General features: G+C 71.0%; 18 protein-coding genes. 7 read left to right on the top strand and 11 right to left on the bottom strand.

The window, feature by feature from the left end; translation table 11 throughout:
* Positions 1–41: 41 nt before the first annotated feature.
* The 5 genes from KCH87_RS19015 to KCH87_RS18995 form a co-directional block, all read right to left on the bottom strand.
* Entirely contained in the window at positions 42–995 is a 954-nt protein-coding gene (locus KCH87_RS19015; RefSeq protein WP_210587341.1) for an ROK family glucokinase, read from the bottom strand.
* Positions 996–1143: 148 nt separating this feature from the next.
* Positions 1144–1683 carry a DUF5304 domain-containing protein gene (locus tag KCH87_RS19010; RefSeq protein ID WP_210587340.1) on the bottom strand — a complete coding sequence of 180 codons (540 nt, stop codon included), beginning with the start codon at positions 1681–1683 and terminating at the stop codon, positions 1144–1146.
* 57 nt (positions 1684–1740) lie between these two features.
* The gene (locus KCH87_RS19005) at positions 1741–2919 is read right to left on the bottom strand and encodes an ArsA family ATPase (RefSeq protein ID WP_210587339.1); all 1179 of its coding nucleotides are present in this window, start codon (positions 2917–2919) and stop codon (positions 1741–1743) included.
* Between the two features lie 61 nt (positions 2920–2980).
* On the bottom strand, positions 2981–3424 hold the full coding sequence (locus tag KCH87_RS19000) for an SRPBCC family protein (RefSeq protein ID WP_210587338.1): 444 nt from the start codon (positions 3422–3424) through the stop codon (positions 2981–2983).
* 120 nt (positions 3425–3544) lie between these two features.
* On the bottom strand, positions 3545–4300 hold the full coding sequence (locus tag KCH87_RS18995; RefSeq protein WP_210587619.1) for a metallophosphoesterase: 756 nt from the start codon (positions 4298–4300) through the stop codon (positions 3545–3547).
* 362 nt (positions 4301–4662) lie between these two features.
* Between KCH87_RS18995 and KCH87_RS18990 the strand changes: the two genes are divergently transcribed.
* Entirely contained in the window at positions 4663–6459 is a 1797-nt protein-coding gene (locus KCH87_RS18990; protein WP_210587337.1) for a long-chain fatty acid--CoA ligase, read from the top strand.
* Between the two features lie 93 nt (positions 6460–6552).
* On the opposite strand, the gene KCH87_RS18985 is transcribed toward KCH87_RS18990, so the two are convergent.
* A complete protein-coding gene (locus KCH87_RS18985; protein WP_210587336.1) occupies positions 6553–7695 on the bottom strand; it encodes a glycosyltransferase family 4 protein in 1143 nt (380 codons plus the stop codon).
* 111 nt (positions 7696–7806) lie between these two features.
* Here KCH87_RS18985 and KCH87_RS18980 point away from each other — a divergent pair, with 111 nt between their 5' ends.
* Positions 7807–9042 carry a glycosyltransferase family 87 protein gene (locus KCH87_RS18980; protein WP_210587335.1) on the top strand — a complete coding sequence of 412 codons (1236 nt, stop codon included), beginning with the start codon at positions 7807–7809 and terminating at the stop codon, positions 9040–9042.
* 10 nt (positions 9043–9052) lie between these two features.
* Here KCH87_RS18980 and KCH87_RS18975 read toward each other — a convergent pair whose 3' ends face one another.
* The 5 genes from KCH87_RS18975 to KCH87_RS18955 form a co-directional block, all read right to left on the bottom strand.
* Positions 9053–10246, bottom strand: coding sequence for a hypothetical protein (locus KCH87_RS18975; RefSeq protein WP_210587334.1), 1194 nt, complete (start codon positions 10244–10246; stop codon positions 9053–9055).
* Positions 10247–10279: 33 nt separating this feature from the next.
* Positions 10280–11290: an NlpC/P60 family protein gene (locus KCH87_RS18970; RefSeq protein ID WP_210587333.1), complete on the bottom strand. Its 1011-nt coding sequence runs from the start codon at positions 11288–11290 to the stop codon at positions 10280–10282.
* A gap of 208 nt (positions 11291–11498) precedes the next feature.
* The gene (locus KCH87_RS18965) at positions 11499–12533 is read right to left on the bottom strand and encodes an NlpC/P60 family protein (RefSeq protein WP_210587618.1); all 1035 of its coding nucleotides are present in this window, start codon (positions 12531–12533) and stop codon (positions 11499–11501) included.
* A gap of 210 nt (positions 12534–12743) precedes the next feature.
* Positions 12744–14087, bottom strand: coding sequence for an NYN domain-containing protein (locus KCH87_RS18960; protein ID WP_210587332.1), 1344 nt, complete (start codon positions 14085–14087; stop codon positions 12744–12746).
* Positions 14088–14152: 65 nt separating this feature from the next.
* Entirely contained in the window at positions 14153–14392 is a 240-nt protein-coding gene (locus KCH87_RS18955) for a hypothetical protein (RefSeq protein WP_210587331.1), read from the bottom strand.
* Between the two features lie 168 nt (positions 14393–14560).
* Here KCH87_RS18955 and KCH87_RS18950 point away from each other — a divergent pair, with 168 nt between their 5' ends.
* From KCH87_RS18950 to KCH87_RS18930, 5 genes are all read left to right on the top strand, one after another.
* The gene (locus KCH87_RS18950; protein ID WP_210587330.1) at positions 14561–15298 is read left to right on the top strand and encodes a rhomboid family intramembrane serine protease; all 738 of its coding nucleotides are present in this window, start codon (positions 14561–14563) and stop codon (positions 15296–15298) included.
* Positions 15295–15576 (top strand): Lrp/AsnC family transcriptional regulator, encoded by a 282-nt coding sequence (locus KCH87_RS18945; RefSeq protein WP_210576181.1) that lies wholly within the window; start codon positions 15295–15297, stop codon positions 15574–15576. The genes KCH87_RS18950 and KCH87_RS18945 overlap by 4 nt, the downstream gene beginning before the upstream one ends.
* Before the next feature lie 81 nt (positions 15577–15657).
* Positions 15658–15954 carry a small secreted hydrophilic protein gene (locus KCH87_RS18940; protein ID WP_210587329.1) on the top strand — a complete coding sequence of 99 codons (297 nt, stop codon included), beginning with the start codon at positions 15658–15660 and terminating at the stop codon, positions 15952–15954.
* Positions 15887–17377: a HAMP domain-containing sensor histidine kinase gene (locus KCH87_RS18935; protein ID WP_210587328.1), complete on the top strand. Its 1491-nt coding sequence runs from the start codon at positions 15887–15889 to the stop codon at positions 17375–17377. The genes KCH87_RS18940 and KCH87_RS18935 overlap by 68 nt, the downstream gene beginning before the upstream one ends.
* Positions 17374–18036: a response regulator transcription factor gene (locus KCH87_RS18930; protein WP_210587327.1), complete on the top strand. Its 663-nt coding sequence runs from the start codon at positions 17374–17376 to the stop codon at positions 18034–18036. The genes KCH87_RS18935 and KCH87_RS18930 overlap by 4 nt, the downstream gene beginning before the upstream one ends.
* The last annotated feature ends 3 nt before the right edge of the window (positions 18037–18039 follow it).

The following is an 18039-nucleotide window of genomic DNA, read 5'->3' as shown; positions in this document are numbered from 1 at the left end:
GTCGCGCAGTTCCCCGCGCCCCTCAGGGCGTCAAGTGACCGTTACATGATCGGGTCCGGCTCCCTTGCCAGGTCCGCCGCGCCCACCAGGCCTGCCTCATTGCCCAGCTGCGCGGCGATCACCTCGGCGACCGGGCGCCAGTTGCCGCCGACCAGCCAGCGCTTGTAGGACTTGCGGATCGGGTCGAGGACCAGTTCGCCCTCGTCCGAGAGGCCGCCGCCGACGATGAAGGCGGAGGGGTCGAAGAGGGAGGCCAGGTCGGCGAGGCCGGCGCCGGCCCAGCGGGCCAGTTCCCGGTAGGAGTCGACGGCGACGGCGTCGCCCTGGCGGGCGGCCATGGAGATGTGCTTGCCCTCGATGCCGTCGGGGGAGCCGTCGCCGAGGCCGAGGAGGATCTCTGCGTTCTCGGGGGTGGCGTTGGCGCGCTGCTTGGCGTATCTGACGAGGGCCCGCCCGGACGCGTACTGCTCCCAGCAGCCCTGTGAACCGCAGCCGCACAGCAGGCCGTCCGGGACCATCCGGATGTGGCCGAACTCGGCGGCGACGCCGAAGTGGCCGCGGCGCAGCTTGTTGCCGATGATGATGCCGCCGCCGAGGCCGGTGCCGAGCGTGATGCAGATGACATTGCGGTGGCCCTTGCCGGCGCCGAACTTGTACTCGCCCCACGCGGCGGCGTTGGCGTCGTTCTCCACGACCACGGGGAGGCCGACGCGCTGCTCGACCTTCTCCTTCAGCGGCTCCTGGCGCCAGTCGATGTTGGGCGCGAAGTACACCGTCGAGCGCTGTCGGTTGACGTAACCGGCGGCACCGATACCCACGCCGACGATCTTGTGCCCGGCACGTGCCCCCTCCACGGCGGAGGCGATGGCGTCCACGATGCCGTCGGGCGTACCCGGGGTCGGCACCTTGTGGGTCGAGAGGATGTTGCCTTCCTCGTCGACCACGCCGGCCGCGATCTTCGTGCCGCCGATGTCGACGCCGATGGTGAGTCCCATGAATCCCTCAGTTTCGGTCGAGCCCCGCTACGGCCAACCGTACCCGAGGGCCTGCCGCCAGGGTCCCGTCGTCCGCCCGTAGGGCGGGCCTGGAGGGAGTCACGGCGGAGCTGATGGGGGCACCTGCCGCTCACCCGAGACAGGGGCTTCAGTCCAAGTCGATGCGTTGGCCGGGGCCGGTGCCCTCGCCGGGGTCGTCAGGGTTGTCGTCGGTGGACTCGTCGAGCTCGTCGATCCGGCCGGTCCAGCGGCCCTCCTGGGCCTGGACGGCGGAGCGGTAGGCGGCGAGGAGTTCGTTGCCGGCCGCCGCCAGGTGGTCGAAGATGTCCGGGTTGCGTTCGATGACGGGCTCGACGGCGGCCTTCGCCTGCTGGACCACCTGCCGCACCACCTGCTCGGCGGCCGGCCCCGCGACCGCACCGAGCAGCGGGGACTGAAGGCCGGACAGCTTGTCCGCGACGGTGTCGACGAACTTGCGCAGTTCCTCGGCGGCCGAGCCGGGCGGCGGGCCGTAGGCAGTGCGGCGGCGGGCCTTCTCCGCCGCGAGGTCCTCGGCACACGCCGTCGCCCAGGCGTCGGCGTCGGTGGCGCGTGCCTCGTCGACAGTTTGCCGCTCGCCGGTCTCGTACTTCTCGAGCTTCTCCTGAGCGGCGTCGGACGCGGGGCGCTCTTCGCGCTCTTCGCTCATGACGGACTCCTGACTACGGTTCGTCTCTACGACGTTACCCGAACGGGCGTACCGGTTTCACCGGGTCCTCGGCCATTGATCGGGGTCCGGCGCGCACCGGACGCGCAGCTCGCCGTCGCGCAGGGCGGCGCCCTCCACGGTGCAGCGGCGCAGGGCGGACGGCAGCGCGACGATACGGCGGAACTGCCCTGCGCTGACGACGAGTTCATCGCCGCGCCGGACGAGGTCCAGGTCGTCCCGCAGGGCGCCGGGCAGCGGGATGTGCCATACGAAGATCCGGCTGTCGCCGTCGTCGGCGAGCCGGTCGGTGACCGGCCACTCCACGGTGGAGGGGCGTGTGTTGACAACGGGGACGGTGAGGGCGGTGAGGTCGTCGGCGCCGCGGGGGTCACGGCCGAGATGCGGGGCGATGTGGACCTCGTACGCCCCCTCCCAGTCCTCCAGTGCCTTGCGCTGCTGGGCGACGGGCCCGGAGAGCCAGCTGTCGGCGGCGGTGTCGGGCAGGACGCGGTTGGCGACGAGGACATCGGGGCGCAGGCCGCGCAGGGCGAGACCGAGGGTGGCCGTGCGTACGGCGTCGGCGCCGCCCGGACCGGGCTCCGCGACGAGCCGTACGACGGTGTTCCGGTCGGCGACGACGGCCTCGACGGCGGCGAGCTCGGTGTCCCAGCGGGCGGCGGTCTCGTACAGCCACTCCGCGGGCATGGGAACCCCGGCGAGCCGCCCCAGCACGGGCCGCAGGGCGCGGGCCGCCTGCCGCTCGGGCGGGAGCAGGCGGCGCAGATAGCGCCGGAGCTCCTCGGGCAGGGAGAGCAGAGCCAGGGCGTCCGGGATGGCCGGCAGGTCCACGACGAGCAGTTCGTGCGCCTCCGCGAGGGCGGCGTCCCGCAGTGCGCGCAGCAGCGTGAGCTCTTCCGCGCCGGGGAGCGGGGTGACCTCCTCCGGGTCGAGCCGGGAGGCACCGAGCAGTTCGAAGGCGGCGGTCGCGCGTTCCTGGAAGGCGGCGAGGTCGGCACGGAACGCTCCGGCTGCGTCCGGTCGCCAGGCGGTGAGGTGCGGGGCGACCCGGGTCGGCGCCGGTCCGACATCTGCCCCCAGCGCGGCTCCGAGCGTGTCCGTCCGATCGCCGCTCAGCACGAGCGTCTCGATGCCGTCACGGGCGGCGGCGAGCGCGGTGGCGGCGGCGACGGTCGTACGACCGCTGCCGCCCGGGCCGGTGATCAGGATGGTGCGCATGGGGGTGAACGGTACCTGTGCGTACCGTCGGCCGGACCGGGGCCCGGCACAGCCTCCAGGGCTACTTCTCCCCGGACTCCACCCGCTTCTTCAGTCCCGCGAGCGCCCGGTCGGTGATGACCTTCTCGGCCTTGCGCTTGATCATGCCGAGCATGGGGATCTTGACGTCGACGGTCAGCTGGTAGGTGACCTCGGTCGAACCGGCGCCGGCCGGCTTGAGGATGTACGAGCCGTCCAGGGACCGCAGCATCTGGGACTTCACCAGCGTCCAGGACACCTCGTGCTCCCCGGTCCAGGTGTACGCCAGCGTCTGGTCGTCCTTGATCGCCCCGGCGTCCATCACCAGACGGACCTCCTCGGCACGCCCCTGACCGTCCGTCCGGAGGACCTCCGCCTCCTTCACCTCGCCGGTCCAGTCGGGATAGCGGGCGAAGTCGGCGATCACCTCCATGACATCGGCCGGTGCCGCCTCGATCGTGATGCTCGAGCTGGTGTGTTCCGCCATCGCTGTGGCTCCTCCAGATGCGGGCCGGTAGACCATCGAGATCGTCCTCGTGAGCACGTGTGTGCAGCGTGAAGGCTACCGCGCACCCGCCTTGCCGCCTTCACCGCCGTCGGGGGACCGTCACCACTCCAGCGCCCACGGCTTCCCCGTCCCCGCGAAGTGCCCGACGTTCACGCACTCCGTGGCCCCGATCCGCATCCTGCGCACCAGCGGCTGATGGACATGACCGAACAGCGCATAGCGGGGCCGGGTCCGGTGGATCGCCGCCAGCAGCGCCCTGCTGCCCCGCTCGAAGCGTCGCGCCACCGTGTCGTAGACCAGCTCGGGGACCTCCGGAGGGATGTGTGTGCAGAGCACGTCCACCTCCCCCACCGCCTCGACCTTCGCCGCGTACTCCTCGTCGCTGATCTCGTACGGCGTGCGCATCGGTGTGCGGAGCCCGCCGCCGACGAAGCCGAAGACCCGGCCCCCGATCTCCACCCGCTCCCCGTCGAGGACGGTCGTGCCCGGCCCTGCGTACTCGGCCCACAAAGGCGGCATGTCGACATTGCCGTACGTCGCGTACGTCGGCGTCGGGAACGCCGCGAACATCTCGGCGTACTGCTTGCGTACGGCCTTCTCGATCGCTGCGGCCCGGTCCCCGCCGATGCCCGCCCACAGGCTCGCCCCGAACACCCGCGCCTCCTCGAAGCGCCGGGCGGTGCGCAGCTCGACGATGCGGTCGGCGTTCGCGACACCGAACAGGTCGGGGAAGATGCCGCGCGAGTGGTCGGCGTAGTCGAGGAACAGCACCAGGTCGCCCAGGCAGATCAGGGCGTCCGCGCCCGCACCGGCTCTGGCCAGGTCACGCGCGTTTCCGTGCACGTCACTGACCACATGAACACGTGTCCGGCGGTTACCGGCTGGTGTGGGTGCCATGGCGATCAAGGGTAGGCGTGTGCGATGTACGTGAACAGTGCCAGCTGGACCTGCGGTTACTGGCACGGCATCAAAACCGTGGACTACTGTGCGCGAAGGAACACCAATCTGTGTGACGCAGCGAACATCTCGCCGGGACCCCCTGTCGAAGACGCCATACCGGCGGGTAACGTCCGGGCAGTCCAGTCGTACTCAGGATTTCAACAATGATCATTTTCAACAACGGTCATGTCGGGGTCCCGAGTACCTGCCCGAGTCTTGGACCGCATCGTCGCATCACACAACGTCGTGGCGCCGGCGCCCTATGAGGAGCAGCAGTCTTGCGCGAGTTCAGCCTTCCGGCTTTGTACGAAGTCCCTGCGGACGGCAATCTCACCGACATCGTCCGGAGAAACGCCGCGCAGCATCCTGACGTCGCTGTGATCGCCCGCAAGGTGGGCGGTGCCTGGCAGGACGTGACGGCGACCGTCTTCCTGGCGGAGGTGCACGCGGCCGCCAAGGGCCTGATCGCCGCCGGCGTCGAGCCGGGCGACCGGGTCGGTCTGATGTCCCGTACCCGCTACGAGTGGACGCTGCTCGACTTCGCGATCTGGTGCGCGGGCGCGGTCACCGTGCCGGTGTACGAGACCAGTTCGCCGGAGCAGATGCAGTGGATCCTCAGCGACTCGGGCGCCACCGCCTGCATCGTGGAGATGGACGACCACGCGGCCGCCGTCGAGTCGGTGCGCGACCGGCTGCCCGCCCTGAAGCACGTCTGGCAGATCGAGGCCGGCGGTCTTGAGGAGCTGGGCCGGCTCGGTCAGGACGTGGCCGACCAGACCGTCGAGGAGCGCAGCTCGCTCGCGAAGGCCGACGACCCGGCGACCATCGTCTACACGTCCGGGACCACCGGGCGCCCGAAGGGCTGTGTGCTCACCCACCGCAGCTTCTTCGCGGAGTGCGGGAACATCGTGGAGCGCCTGCGTCCGCTGTTCCGCACGGGCGAGTGCTCGGTGCTGCTCTTCCTGCCGCTCGCGCACGTCTTCGGACGGCTCGTGCAGGTCGCGCCGATGATGGCGCCGATCAAGCTGGGCCTCGTACCGGACATCAAGAACCTCACGGACGAACTGGCCGCGTTCCGGCCGACGCTGATTCTGGGCGTGCCGCGCGTCTTCGAGAAGGTCTACAACTCGGCGCGCGCCAAGGCGCAGGCGGACGGCAAGGGCAAGATCTTCGACAAGGCGGCGGACACCGCCATCGCCTACAGCAAGGCGCTGGACACCCCGTCGGGCCCGTCACTCGGTCTGAAGATCAAGCACAAGACGTTCGACAAGCTGGTCTACAGCAAGCTTCGGGCGGTGCTCGGCGGCAAGGGCGAGTACGCCATCTCCGGCGGCGCCCCGCTCGGCGAGCGCCTGGGTCACTTCTTCCGCGGCATCGGCTTCACGGTCCTGGAGGGCTACGGCCTGACCGAGTCCTGTGCCGCGACCGCGTTCAACCCCTGGGACCGGCAGAAGATCGGCACGGTCGGCCAGCCGCTGCCGGGCTCCGTGGTGCGGATCGCGGACGACGGTGAGGTGCTGCTGCACGGCGAGCACCTGTTCACGGGGTACTGGAACAACCCGGGTGCGACCGAGGAGGCGCTGGCCGACGGCTGGTTCCACACCGGTGACATCGGCACCCTGGACGAGGACGGCTACCTGAGGATCACCGGCCGCAAGAAGGAGATCATCGTCACCGCGGGCGGCAAGAACGTCGCCCCGGCCGTGATCGAGGACCGGATCCGTGCGCATGCGCTGGTCGCGGAGTGCATGGTGGTCGGTGACGCGCGGCCGTTCGTGGGCGCGCTGATCACCATCGACGAGGAGTTCCTTGGTCGCTGGGCGGCCGAGCACGGCAAGCCGGAGGGCTCCACCGCTGCGTCGCTGCATCAGGACCCGGATCTGATCGCGGCGATCCAGAGTGCGGTGGATGACGGCAATGCGGCGGTGTCGAAGGCGGAATCGGTGCGGAAGTTTCGCATTCTGCCGTCTCAGTTCTCCGAGGAGTCGGGGCATCTGACTCCGTCGCTGAAGCTGAAGCGGAATGTGGTGGCGAAGGACTACGCGGACGAGATCGAGGCGATTTATCAGAAGTAGGGGCGCCTAGGGGGGTGCCTCGCGTTCATCGTTGGCGGGTGCGGGTTGGCTGTGGCTTGTCGCGCAGTTCCCCGCGCCCCTAAGGGCGTTGCTCTACAGGAGCGTTTGGAGCTTTTCCGCCAGTAGGTCCCAGCGCCATTTCTCCTCGACCCACTCCCTGCCCCGCTCGCCCATCCTGCGGCGTAGGTCGGCGTCTGCCAGGAGCGTGACTATGCGGTCGGCGGCTTCCTCGGCGGAGCCGCCCCGCACGACCCAGCCCGTCTCGCCGTCGAGGACCGCGTCCGGGGCGCCGCCGGAGTCGCCGGCGACCACCGGCAGGCCCGTCGCGGAGGCCTCCAGGTAGACGATGCCGAGGCCCTCGACGTCGAGACCGCGTCGCCGCGTGCGGCACGGCATGGCGAAGACGTCCCCGGCGCCGTAGTGCGCGGGCAGCTCCGACCAGGGCACGGCACCGGTGAAGCGTACGGAGCCGGTCACCCGGGTCTCGGCCGCCAGCCTGCGCAGGTCCTTCTCGTACGGCCCGCCGCCGACGATGAGCAGCACGGCCTCCGGCTCCTTGGCCAGGATCCGGGGCATGGCGAGGATCAGCGTGTCCTGCCCCTTGCGCGGCACCAGCCGGGACACGCACACGATCACCGGCCGGTCCGTCAGCCCGAGCCGCGCCCGCACCTCCGCGCCCCCCGACCCCGGATGAAAGGTCTTCTCGTCCACCCCCGGCGGCAGCTGCACCATCCGCGAGGCGGCGTGCGCCGTCAGCGCGCCCGCGATCCGCGAGCGCGTGTACTCGCCGAGGTAGGTGATCGTGTCCGTGGACTCCCCGATCCGGCGCAGCAGTTGACGCGCGGCTGGCAGCTGGGCCCACCCGGCCTCGTGCCCGTGTGTGGTCGCCACCAGCCGCTCGGCCCCGGCCGCCCGCAGCGCCGGCGCCATCAGCCCGAGCGGCGCCGCCGCCCCGAACCACACCGACGTGCACCCGTGCCCGCGCAGCAGCCCGACCGCCCGCCGGGTGACCTGCGGTGTCGGCAGCAGCATCGTCGTACGGTCGCGTACGACGGTGAAGGGCTGCTCGGCGTCGAAGGCGGCGGTGGCCTCGATGCCCTCCCGGCTGCGCTTCCAGGTGGACGCGTAGACGACGAGTTGCTCCGGGTCGAGCCGTAGCGCCATGTTGTGCAGGAACGCCTGGATACCGCCCGGCCGGGGCGGGAAGTCGTTCGTCACAATGAGGGTCTTGTCCATCGCGGCCGACCCTACCGGGCGCGTCCAGGTGGCCGTGCTCCATGGCTCACGCACAGACCGGTGGGAGATCATGGCCCTGCCAGGACCGGACCGGGACGAACAGGGGCTCAGGTGGACATTGCAGGTGGGAGGCGGTCGCTCGGGTGGCTGCTGGGGACCTGGGGCCTGACCCGGCTGGTGCTGCTGCTGTTCGTCTTCAAGGTGTTCGTCTTCCCGGGCCCGGACGTCACCAGCGACGTGTCGGTCATCTACCAGGGCTGGTTCGAGGTGCTGCGCACCGGCACCTTCCCGCTCGACGACGTCACCTGGCAGTACCCGCCCGCCGCGGCCCTGGCGATCCTCTCCCCCGCGCTGCTGTTCTTCCTGGACTACGCGAACGCCTTCTTCGTCCTGGCCTTCCTCGCCGACCTGGCCGTCCTCACCCTGCTCCGCTACGCGGGCCTGCGCCCCGGCCGTTCGCTGCGCGGCGCCTGGGTGTGGGTGGCGGGCGTCCCGCTGCTCGGGCCGACCGTGTACGCGCGGTACGACGTGATGGTCACGGCCGTGGCGGTGGCCGCGCTGCTCGCCGGAGCCCGGCACCCCCGTGTGATGGGCGCCCTGGTGGGCCTGGGCGCGATGGTCAAGGTGTGGCCGGTGCTGCTGCTGGTCGGTGCGCTCAAGCGGCGGGCCTGGGCCGCGGCCGGGGTCGCGGCGGTGGCGCTGGCCGCGCTCTTCGCCGCCGCCATGCCGGGTGCCTTCGCCTTCCTGACCTTCCAGCGGGACCGCGGCACCGAGATCGAGTCGCTGGGCGCCCTCGTCTTCCATGTGGCCCGGCAGTTCGGCTGGAGCGGCGAGGTGCTCCTCAACTACGGCTCGGTCGAGTTCCTCGGCCCGTACGTGAGCCTCGTGAGCACCGCCGCCCTGGCCCTGACCGGGCTCGCCTTCGGCTGGCTGCTGCTGTGGCGGCTGATGGCCGGGCGGTTCGTGACACACACGCTCGCCGACGCGGCGTTCGTGGCGGTACTGATGTTCACGACCACGAGCCGCGTGATCAGCCCTCAGTACATGGTCTGGCTGGTGGGCCTGGCGGCCGTCTGCCTGTGCTTCCGCGCCAGCCCGATGCGGCTGCCCGCGGGGCTGGTCCTGGCCGCGTCCTTCGTGACGGTGCTGGAGTTCCCGGTCTTCTTCGCCCATGTCGTGGCGAGCGACACCCTCGGCGTCACCCTCCTGTTCGTCCGCAACGGCCTGCTGGTGATCGCCACGGTCGTGGCAGCCCGGGCCCTATGGCGATCGACCGTGTCGGCCGCCGACGCGATGCCCCTGCCCACTCAGGCCACCCGCACCAAAGAGGCCTCCCTCCGCTCCTGAGACCTGGGCATCAGCCGAACTGGCCCCGCAGATACTCCCGCCACTGCTCGGTGAACTCCTCCGGCGTCGTCCCGAGCACCCTCTTCATCGCGTCCTCGACCGCGCCCGCCCGCTCCTGGTGGTCGCCGACGGCCCGGTAGAACTCGCCGAGCCGTACCTCGCCCCAGTGGTCCGCGATGAGCCGGCAGGCCATCCAGCCGCTCTCGTAGGCGCGCGCGAGCCGGGTCGCGTCGCCGGAGAAGCCGAAGTCGGCGTCCTCGGGCAGCGCGGCCGGCACCTGCCCGTCGGTCACCGCGCGCTCCAGCTCGGGCGCGGCCTCGGACGGTGCGCGCCCGGAGGCCCGGTAGCCGACCCAGTCGGCGTACCCCTCGGACAGCCACAGCGGGGTCGCGGGGCCGGTGTGCGCGCGGGTGGCGACATGGGTGGTCTCGTGGGTGAGCACGACCTGTTTGCCGCTGTCGCCGAGGACGCCGTACGCGTCCGGGTTGACGATCACCCGGTCCGCGGGCGCGGCCGCCGGGGCGCCCGTCTCGCCGGTGGTCACCGCGGCGATCCCCCGGTACGAGGAGGCGGGCGAGCCCAGCAGCCCCGCCATGCCCTCCAGGGACTTCGGTACGAGCACCACGACATGCCGGGACCAGTCCATGCCCCACGCCTCCGACACGGCGGGCACCGCCCGGTCCGCGAGACCGGCGAACTCGCCCAGCCGCTCCCGGGACTGCCCGACCCCCATCACGAGGCTTTCCTCGCCCCGTACGACGCTCACCGCGCCCTGGTCCCACAGCTGCTCGGCGGACTCCTTCTCGGGCCGCTCCGCGTCGACGTACCACTGCCCCCCGTCGTGCCGGCTGAGGTCGAGGGTGCGGCCGACGGTGATGGGTGCCTTGTCGTACCCGTCGACGCGGTAGCGCAGCTCGGCCTCGGCGGTCGCCGTGTCACCGGAGCCGAGCACGCTCGTGACCCGGTAGGACCAGTCGGCGAGGGGCACTTCCCGCAGATTGCCGAACCAGCCCGGCGCCCCCGTGCGCCGGAAGGCCGCCTGGTCGTGGCCGAGTATCGCCATCGCCCGGGTGTCGAGGACGCGTTGTACGTCGGCCTGGGTGCTGTCGGTCGCCGGTCTCCCACCGCACGACACCAGGGCGACGAGCAGCAGGAGACACAGCGCCGCGATTCCGGATCCTGATGCCCGCCCGTGACCAGCCACGTTCCCGATCGTACGGGGGCTGTCGAGTACGGGTCAGACCCTCGTCACCGACGAGACCGGCATCATCCCCACCGGGTCGTAGCGCACGGGTGCGCCGGGGTACGGGGCGTGCACCACCTGGCCGTTGCCCATGTACATCCCGATGTGGCTGGCGTCGTGGTAGGTGACCAGGTCGCCGGGCTGGGCATCGGACAGCGGGACCTGTTGGCCCGCTCCGGCCTGGGCCTGCGAGGTGCGCGGCAGGGAGACGCCGGCCTGGGCGTACGACCACTGCATCAGGCCCGAGCAGTCGAAGCCGGTGGGGCCGCTGGCGCCCCAGACGTACGGCCTGCCCACGGCGGACATGGCGGCGGCGACCGCGGCGGCCGCACGGCCCGAGGGCGCAACGGCGCCCCCGAAGTCGGGCAGGTCCAGGCGGCCGGAGCGGGAGGCGCGGTCGTAGGCGGCGCGGTCGGCGGCGGTCAGCGAGTTGAGCAGCTGCCGGGCCTGGGCGAGTTTGCGTTCGACGGTCCTCTTGTGGGAGGCGACGGCCTTGCGGCTCTTCTCCAGCTCGAAGAGTTTCCCGGCCGCCTCCGCGCGCTCCCCGGCGAGTGTGCGCATCGCGTCCTGGAGATCCTTGAGCTCGCCCGTCTGGTGGGCGGTGATCCGGTCGAGGACGAGGGCCTTGTCGAGGTAGTCCTCCGGGTCGTCGGAGAACAGCAGCGCGAGGGAGGGGTCGATGCCGCCGGAGCGGTACTGGGCGCCGGCCAGCGAACCGAGCGCCTCCCGCATCGTGTTGATGCGCTCCTGCTGCCGGGCGATCCGGTCCTGGGCGTTGCCGACCTCGTCGCGCAGCGCATCGGCGCGCTCGTCGGCCTTGTTGTAGGCCTCGGTGGCCTTCTCGGCCTCCGAGTAGAGGCGGTCCACCTCGGCACGCGTGTCGTCGTGCGGGGCGGCGCCCGCCGGAAACGCGCCAAGGGCCGCGGCGGCGGCGGACAGCACACAGACCGCGGCGCTGGCGCCCCGGTCGAATCCGGACGGTGCAAGGCGACGATGGGACCCCACGGATGCCGCACTCCTTCCGCTGGCGGACAGGGAAACGCGGCAGACAGTAGCCCCGTGGTGGGGTGACGACCAAAGACCTTCGTGGGCACACAACGTGACGCCCCGCCTCTGACGCAGGTCATCGGCGGGGCGCGGGGTCAGTTGCGGTTGTCGTGATTCGCTCGAACGGGCGGCACGATGTCCTGATCTTGGAGCGCTGAGCGCAGGCTCAGATCCGGACGCCGAACTGGAACGGCATGTTGTTGATCGACTCGTAGCGCACGACCGCGCCGGTGCGGGGAGCGTGCAGCACCTGGCCGTTGCCCGCGTAGAAGCCGACGTGGTGCTGGTCGCCGTAGAAGATGACCAGGTCGCCGACCTTGAGGTCGCTCTGCGAGTAGATCTGGGTGCCGGCGGTGGCCTGGGCCTGCGAGGTGCGCGGTATGCCGACGCCGGCCTGGGCGAAGGCCCAGGAGGTCAGGCCCGAGCAGTCGAAGGAGGACGGGCCGGAGGCGCCGTAGACGTAGGGCGAGCCGATCACGCTCTGGGCGGCCTGGAAGGCGGCCATGGCCCGGCCGGAGGCGGCGCCGGTGTTGCCGAGGTCCACGCGCTCGGAGGCCGAGCGGCTGGCGCGTGCGTCCGCGGCGGCGAGGGCGGCCTTCTCGGCGGCGGTAAGGGAGTTGAGCAGCTTCTGCGCCTCGGCGAGCTTGCCCTGGACTTCCTTCTTCTTGCTGCCCAGCTCGGTGCGGGTGGAGGCGAGGTCCTTGAGCTTCTCGGACGCCTCGGACCGGTCCTGGGCGAGTTCGCGCTGCTTGTCCTGGATCTTCTTCAGCTGCTCGACCTGCTGGGAGCTGAGCTGGTCGGCGGTGGACGCCTTGTCCAGGTAGTCGTCGGGGTTCGACGACAGGAAGAGCTGGAGGGAGGAGTCGATGGAGCCGGTGCGGTACTGCGCGGCGGCCGCCAGACCCATGGAGTCACGCAGCTCGTTGAGGTCTGCCTGACCGCGGGCCACGTTGTCCTGGATGGTGGAGATCTCCTTCTGGAGCTTCTCCTGCTTCTCCTTGGCCCCGTTGTACTTCTCGGTGGCCTGCTCCGCCTCTTCGTAGAGCTTGTCGACCTTGGCCTTGACCTCGTCCTTGCTCGGCTTCTCGCTCGGCGCGGCGTTGGCGGCCTGCGCGCTCAGCGCTACAGCGGCAGCGGCTGCGGTGGTCAGCACGGTCACGCGCGTGCGACTGGGCTGCTTGGGTCGACGATGGGACGCCACGGAGGCGAACTCCTTCTTGAGAGTGATCACCCGCTCGGAGGTTCGAAGCCAGACCCTAGTGACACAGCTGTGATCAGATCAAATCCCTGGGCGAAAAATCCCGGTTACGGACCGCATTCTTTACCCGCAACTCACGTGCGGTGATGCACGATTGACACTACGTTGCGTGACAGATCCGCCAATTCGGGCATTGAGTCTGTACGTTGACCTTCAGGACAGTCGCTTGAGAAGCACCGCAGACGCGACCGGCCGGGCGCCCACCTTCGCGATCCCGTCGGCGACCTCACGGTCGGTCGAGGCGACGATGACCGGACGCCCCGGCGGCTCCGCGCGCACCAGCTGGCGGATCAACTCGTCGGCCGTGACGCCCGGTTTGGAGAACAGCACCCGCACACCGCGCGGCGGCGCGAGCAACACCGGCGCCGCCAGCTCGGCCCCGTCGAAGACACAGGTCACCTCGGCGCCGGTCTGCGCGGCGAGCTGCGAGAGCTGACCCAGCAGCCTCAACCGCTGCTTCTCCAGCGGCATTTGGGGATAGCCGGTCTTGGTGACGTTGTAGCCGTCGACGACCAGATGCGCCTGCGGCAGCGCCAGGAGCTGGTCGAGAATCGCGGGGTCGTTTTCGGACAATGCCCGCGCCGCGATGTCTTTGGGGGTCATTCGTCCCGGTTCGACCGCATCCACGGTCTCGGCCGGCCGCACCGACACCGGCGGCAACGCCAGCTCCCGCCGCAGCCCTTGGGCCGCGTCGAGCACGGTGTCCAGCAGCAGCCGTACGCGCATGTCCTCGACGCTGCGGCCTTCCCGGGCCGCCCTGCGCGTGGCCTCCAGCGTGGCCTCCGCCTCCCCGAGCCGGGCCTTGAGCCGCCGGGACTCGCTCTCCGCGGCGGACACCTGCGCGTGCGTCTCGGCGCGTACGGCCTCGACCTCGCCGTGCATTTTGCGCAGCGCCGCCTCGCCGCGCTTGACGTCACTGAGGGCGGCGCGCAGCTTGCGATGGAGGGAGTCGGCTTCCTTCTTCGCCGCGTCCAGCTCGGTGCGCAGCCGCTCGGTCTCGGCCCGGGTGTGCTCACGGGCCCGGTCGAGGTCGGTGCGCAGCCGCTCCAGTTCGGCGCGGCTCTCCTCGTCGGCCCGCTCGGCGTCGGCCCGCTGGGCCTCCTCGCCGGCCGCGGTCACGAGCTTCACCCAGCCGGTCGGGCGCAGTACATAGGCCGCGGCCGCCACGTCGAGCGGGTCCGCGGCCGGGGGCGGCGAGCCGGAGTCGAGGGCGCCGGACAGTTCCGGCTGGGCTTCTCTGAACTTCTCGCCGATGCGCTGCCGGAACAGCGGATCGGTCTCCAGGGCGGCCGCCATCGCGTTGCCGGCGAACTTGGCCCGGCGATTGGGGGCGAAGCGGGCGTACTGCCGCAGCTGTGCGGGCAGCTCCCCGACGGTCAGCCCGCCGAAACCGTCGGAGACGATCTGTACGACTCTGCGGCGCACCCCGTCGGGCAGCGGACGGTCGAGCACCTCAGCGGCGCCGTCGCCCGGCCCCCCGCCTGTACTCTCCACCATCCGTCACACCCCATCACCTGTGCGGGACCCCCGGAGCAGGGATCGCCCGTGCTGGGCCGCTCCCGTCAGGAGCCGGCACCCGGCCTGTCCACGAGTTCCACCTGATCCACCGCGTTGCACCAGCGGCACCGCACCGACTCGACCGCCTCGGTGACCACCTCGCGCTCCTCGACCTTCGGCTCACCGGCGAGGTCGAGATGGACGTACTCGACGACCTTCGAGGAGCGGGTCACGTCGAAGCGCGTGAGATTGCCGCAGAGGGTGCAGCGCCACCGCGTCGTGGCGGTCGGCAGGGGAACCGTCATCGTGACTGTTCGCTTTCCTTCTAGTGTCCGTGACACGCCAGCTTCCCTGATGCGTGTGGCTCGTAACCCTACGGCCTGGCGCGTACTCGACGCCCGTCCGTCCACCGGGCCCACCCGGCGGCGAGGCGGTCTGTGCGGCTGCGTCCCGTTACGTCATGCTCTGTGGTCATGATCAGCAACTGGAGCGCGTCGGCGGTCAAGGCCATCCGGGCGCCGTCGGCACCGATGACGTACACCCTGATCGCCGCCTGCTGTCTGCTCTTCCTGATCGGACCGGCGGCGGGGCTCAATCCGGTGTACGGCACCGGGGACGCGCTGCTCACCGCCCAGCGGGACTACTTCCATCGCTGGGGGGTGGTCCCCGCAGAGCTGTTCGAGGGGTCCGCGCGGGCGGTGCTCACTCCGGCCACGGCCTTGTTCCTGCACGGCAGCTGGGTGCATCTGCTGGGCAACATGCTCTTCCTCTACGTCTTCGGGGTGATGACCGAGGAACGGATGGGCCGCTTCCAGTTCACCCTCTTCTACCTCGGCTGCGGCTATCTGGCCCTGCTGGCCTACGCGTCCGCCAACGCCGACTCGGAGCAGTCCCTGGTCGGCGCCTCCGGGGCGATCTCAGCGGTCCTCGGTGCGTTCCTGTACCTGTTCCCCGGGGCCCGGGTGACCAGTCTTCTGCCCTTCCTGTTCTTCCTGCCCCTGCGCTTCCCGGCCTGGGTCGTCCTGCCCTTCTGGGCGGCGCTCCAGTGGCTGGCGGCGGCCCGCGTCTCCCAGGGCCCGAGCGTGGCGTATCTGGCCCACCTGGCGGGCTTCGGCCTCGGCCTCTGTTACGCGTGGGTCCGATTCAGCCGTACCACTAGAGTGAGGCGCACCCCAGCGACGCCGGCCCCCGAGGGAGAGAAACAGCCGTGATCACCGCGATCGTGCTCATCAAGACCAGCGTGGACCGGATCCCCGAGATCGCGGAGTCGATCGCCGCCCTGGACTCGGTCAGCGAGGTCTTCTCCGTCACCGGCACCTACGACCTGATCGCCATGGTCCGGGTGAAGGAGCACGAGGACCTGGCCGACGTCATCCCGGGCCGCATCAGCAAGATCCCCGGCGTGGAGGGGACCGACACGCACGTGGCGTTCCGGACGTACTCGCAGCACGACCTGGAGGCGGCGTTCGCGATCGGGCTCGACAACTGAGGGTCCCGCGCCTTCCAGGATGAAGAGTTCTTCATCCTGCACTCATCCGGGCCGCCGGGAGAGACCCTCAGGATCGGGCCCATGGTCTTCTCCCGCCGGTTGGCGGCCCTCGCCGCCGTCGTGGTGATCCCCCTCGGCATCGCCGCGACCAGTTTCGCTCTCGCCGACAGCCCGCAGTCCCCGAAGGTCCCCTCCCAGGTGGAGCTGGACAGCGGCTCACCCTCGGCCCCGCCCACCCGGCCCGGGCCGACCCCGAGCGACGAGGTGGTCTCGCGGCCCGAGGTGACCGACAGCCCCTCGGGGGACGACGATGACGACGACCGAGGCCAGGACGGATCGGACGACGGACCTGCCGACGACGGACTCGGCGACGGCTGACGGCCCGCCCCGCCGGGTCACCGCCCGGGTCCGCATCCTGCTGTGGCTGCTGTTCGTGATGACGGTCGCGCTCGCCTCGGTGGCCACCACGACCCGCTCGATCCTGCTGCGGGACACCGACCACCGGATCGGCGGCCTGCTCGCCCAGGAGGCGGGCGAGTTCACCAACTTCGAGGAACGCGGCGTCGACCCGGCGACGGGCCGCCCCTTCACCGACCCCGCCCGGCTGCTCACGGTCTTCCTGGAGCGGCAGTACGTCGACTCGGACGAGGAGCTGATCGGCCTGGTCGGCCGGGCGGACCGCGGCCCGGCGCAGATCCGCCAGCCACGTGACATCCCGGTCGCCGTACCCCTGCACAAGGACGCCGACGCCCGGCGCCGCATCTTCGACTCCCCCGACTCCACCGGCACCCTGGACCGGCCCTCCGGCGGGATCCGCTGGGCCAAGGTCGCCGTCGCGCGGCACGGCAGCGCACCCGACGCGGCGTTCGTCGTCGCCTTCCACCCGGAGCGTGAACAGGCGCGCGCGGACGAGGTGTTCCGCATCCTGCTCGCCATCTCCGGGGTCGCGCTGCTGCTGACCACCGGCATCGGCTGGGTGGTCGCCGGACGGATCCTGATGCCGGTACGGCTGGTGCGGACCGCCGCCGCACAGCTCACCGAACAGGACCTCACCCGCCGTATCCCGGTGCACGGCCACGACGACATCGCGGCCCTCGCCGAGACGTTCAACGCGATGCTCGACCGGCTGGAGCGCGCCTTCGCCGCCCAGCGCGAGTTCGTCGACGACGCCGGCCACGAGCTGCGCACCCCGATCACCATCGTCCGCGGCCATCTGGAGCTGATGGGCGACGACCCCGCCGAGCGCGAGGAGACCATCCGCCTGGTCACCGACGAGCTGGACCGGATGAGCCGGATCGTGGAGGACCTGCTGCTGCTCGCCAAGGCGGAGCGCCCCGACTTCGTCACCCCCGAGCCGGTCCAGCTCGCCGAACTCACCGCCGACGTCTACGTCAAGGCCCGCACCCTCGGCGACCGCGACTGGAGGCTCGCCGAAGTCGCCGACCGGGAGAGCCAGTTGGATGCCCAGCGGATCACCCAGGCCATGGTGCAGCTCGCGCAGAACGCCGTGCAGCACACCACACCCGGCCAGACCGTCCGCATCGGCTCCCGCGCCGAAGGGCCGCGCATCGAGCTGTACGTCGCCGACTCCGGGCCCGGCGTCCAGCCCCAGGACGTCGAGGTGATCTTCGATCGCTTCCGGCGTGGCGCGGCCCGGCGCGGCGCCCGGGGTTCGGGCGCGGGGCTCGGCCTGTCGATCGTGCGGGCGATCGCGGAGGCGCACGGCGGCCGGATCCGCCTGCACGACACCGAGGGCGGCGGCGCCACCTTCGTACTCACCCTGGAAGAGGCACGCGCGTGAACCGCATTCTCATCGTCGAGGACGAGGAGCGCATCGCCTCGTTCGTGGAGAAGGGCCTGCGTGCCAACGGCTTCACCACCACCGTCGTCGGCGATGGTGACGCGGGCTACGAGTACGCCCTGACCGGCAGCTTCGACCTGGTCGTCCTGGACATCGGCCTGCCCGGCCAGGACGGCTTCACCGTGCTGCGGCAGCTGCGCGAGGCCCGGGTGACGGTCCCGGTGATCGTGCTGACCGCACGGGACTCGGTACGGGACACGGTGGCCGGTCTGGAGGGCGGCGCCGACGACTGGATGACCAAGCCGTTCCGCTTCGAGGAACTCCTCGCCCGGGTGCGCCTCAGGTTGCGTACGGCGGCCCGCGCGCCGGAGGTGACGGTGCTCAGGTCCGGCACGCTGAGCCTGGACCTGCGGACCCGCAGGGCACGGGCCGGGGAACGCACGGTCGACCTGACGGCCCGTGAGTTCGTCCTGCTGGAACTCTTCCTGCGCCATCCGGGCCAGGTGCTCTCCCGCGAGCAGATCCTGTCGCACGTGTGGGGCTACGACTTCGACCCGGGCTCCAACATCGTGGACGTGTATGTGCGGGCGCTGCGCAGGAAGCTGGGTGCCGAGCGGCTGGAGACCGTCCGTGGCATGGGGTACCGGCTGCCCGCGTGAAGT

Source organism: Streptomyces sp. GESEQ-35 (assembly GCF_017948485.1).
Taxonomy (GTDB): Bacteria; Actinomycetota; Actinomycetes; order Streptomycetales; family Streptomycetaceae; genus Streptomyces.
The sequence above is the reverse complement of the archived record's forward strand: the minus strand, read 5'-3'. Positions and strand labels throughout refer to the sequence as shown.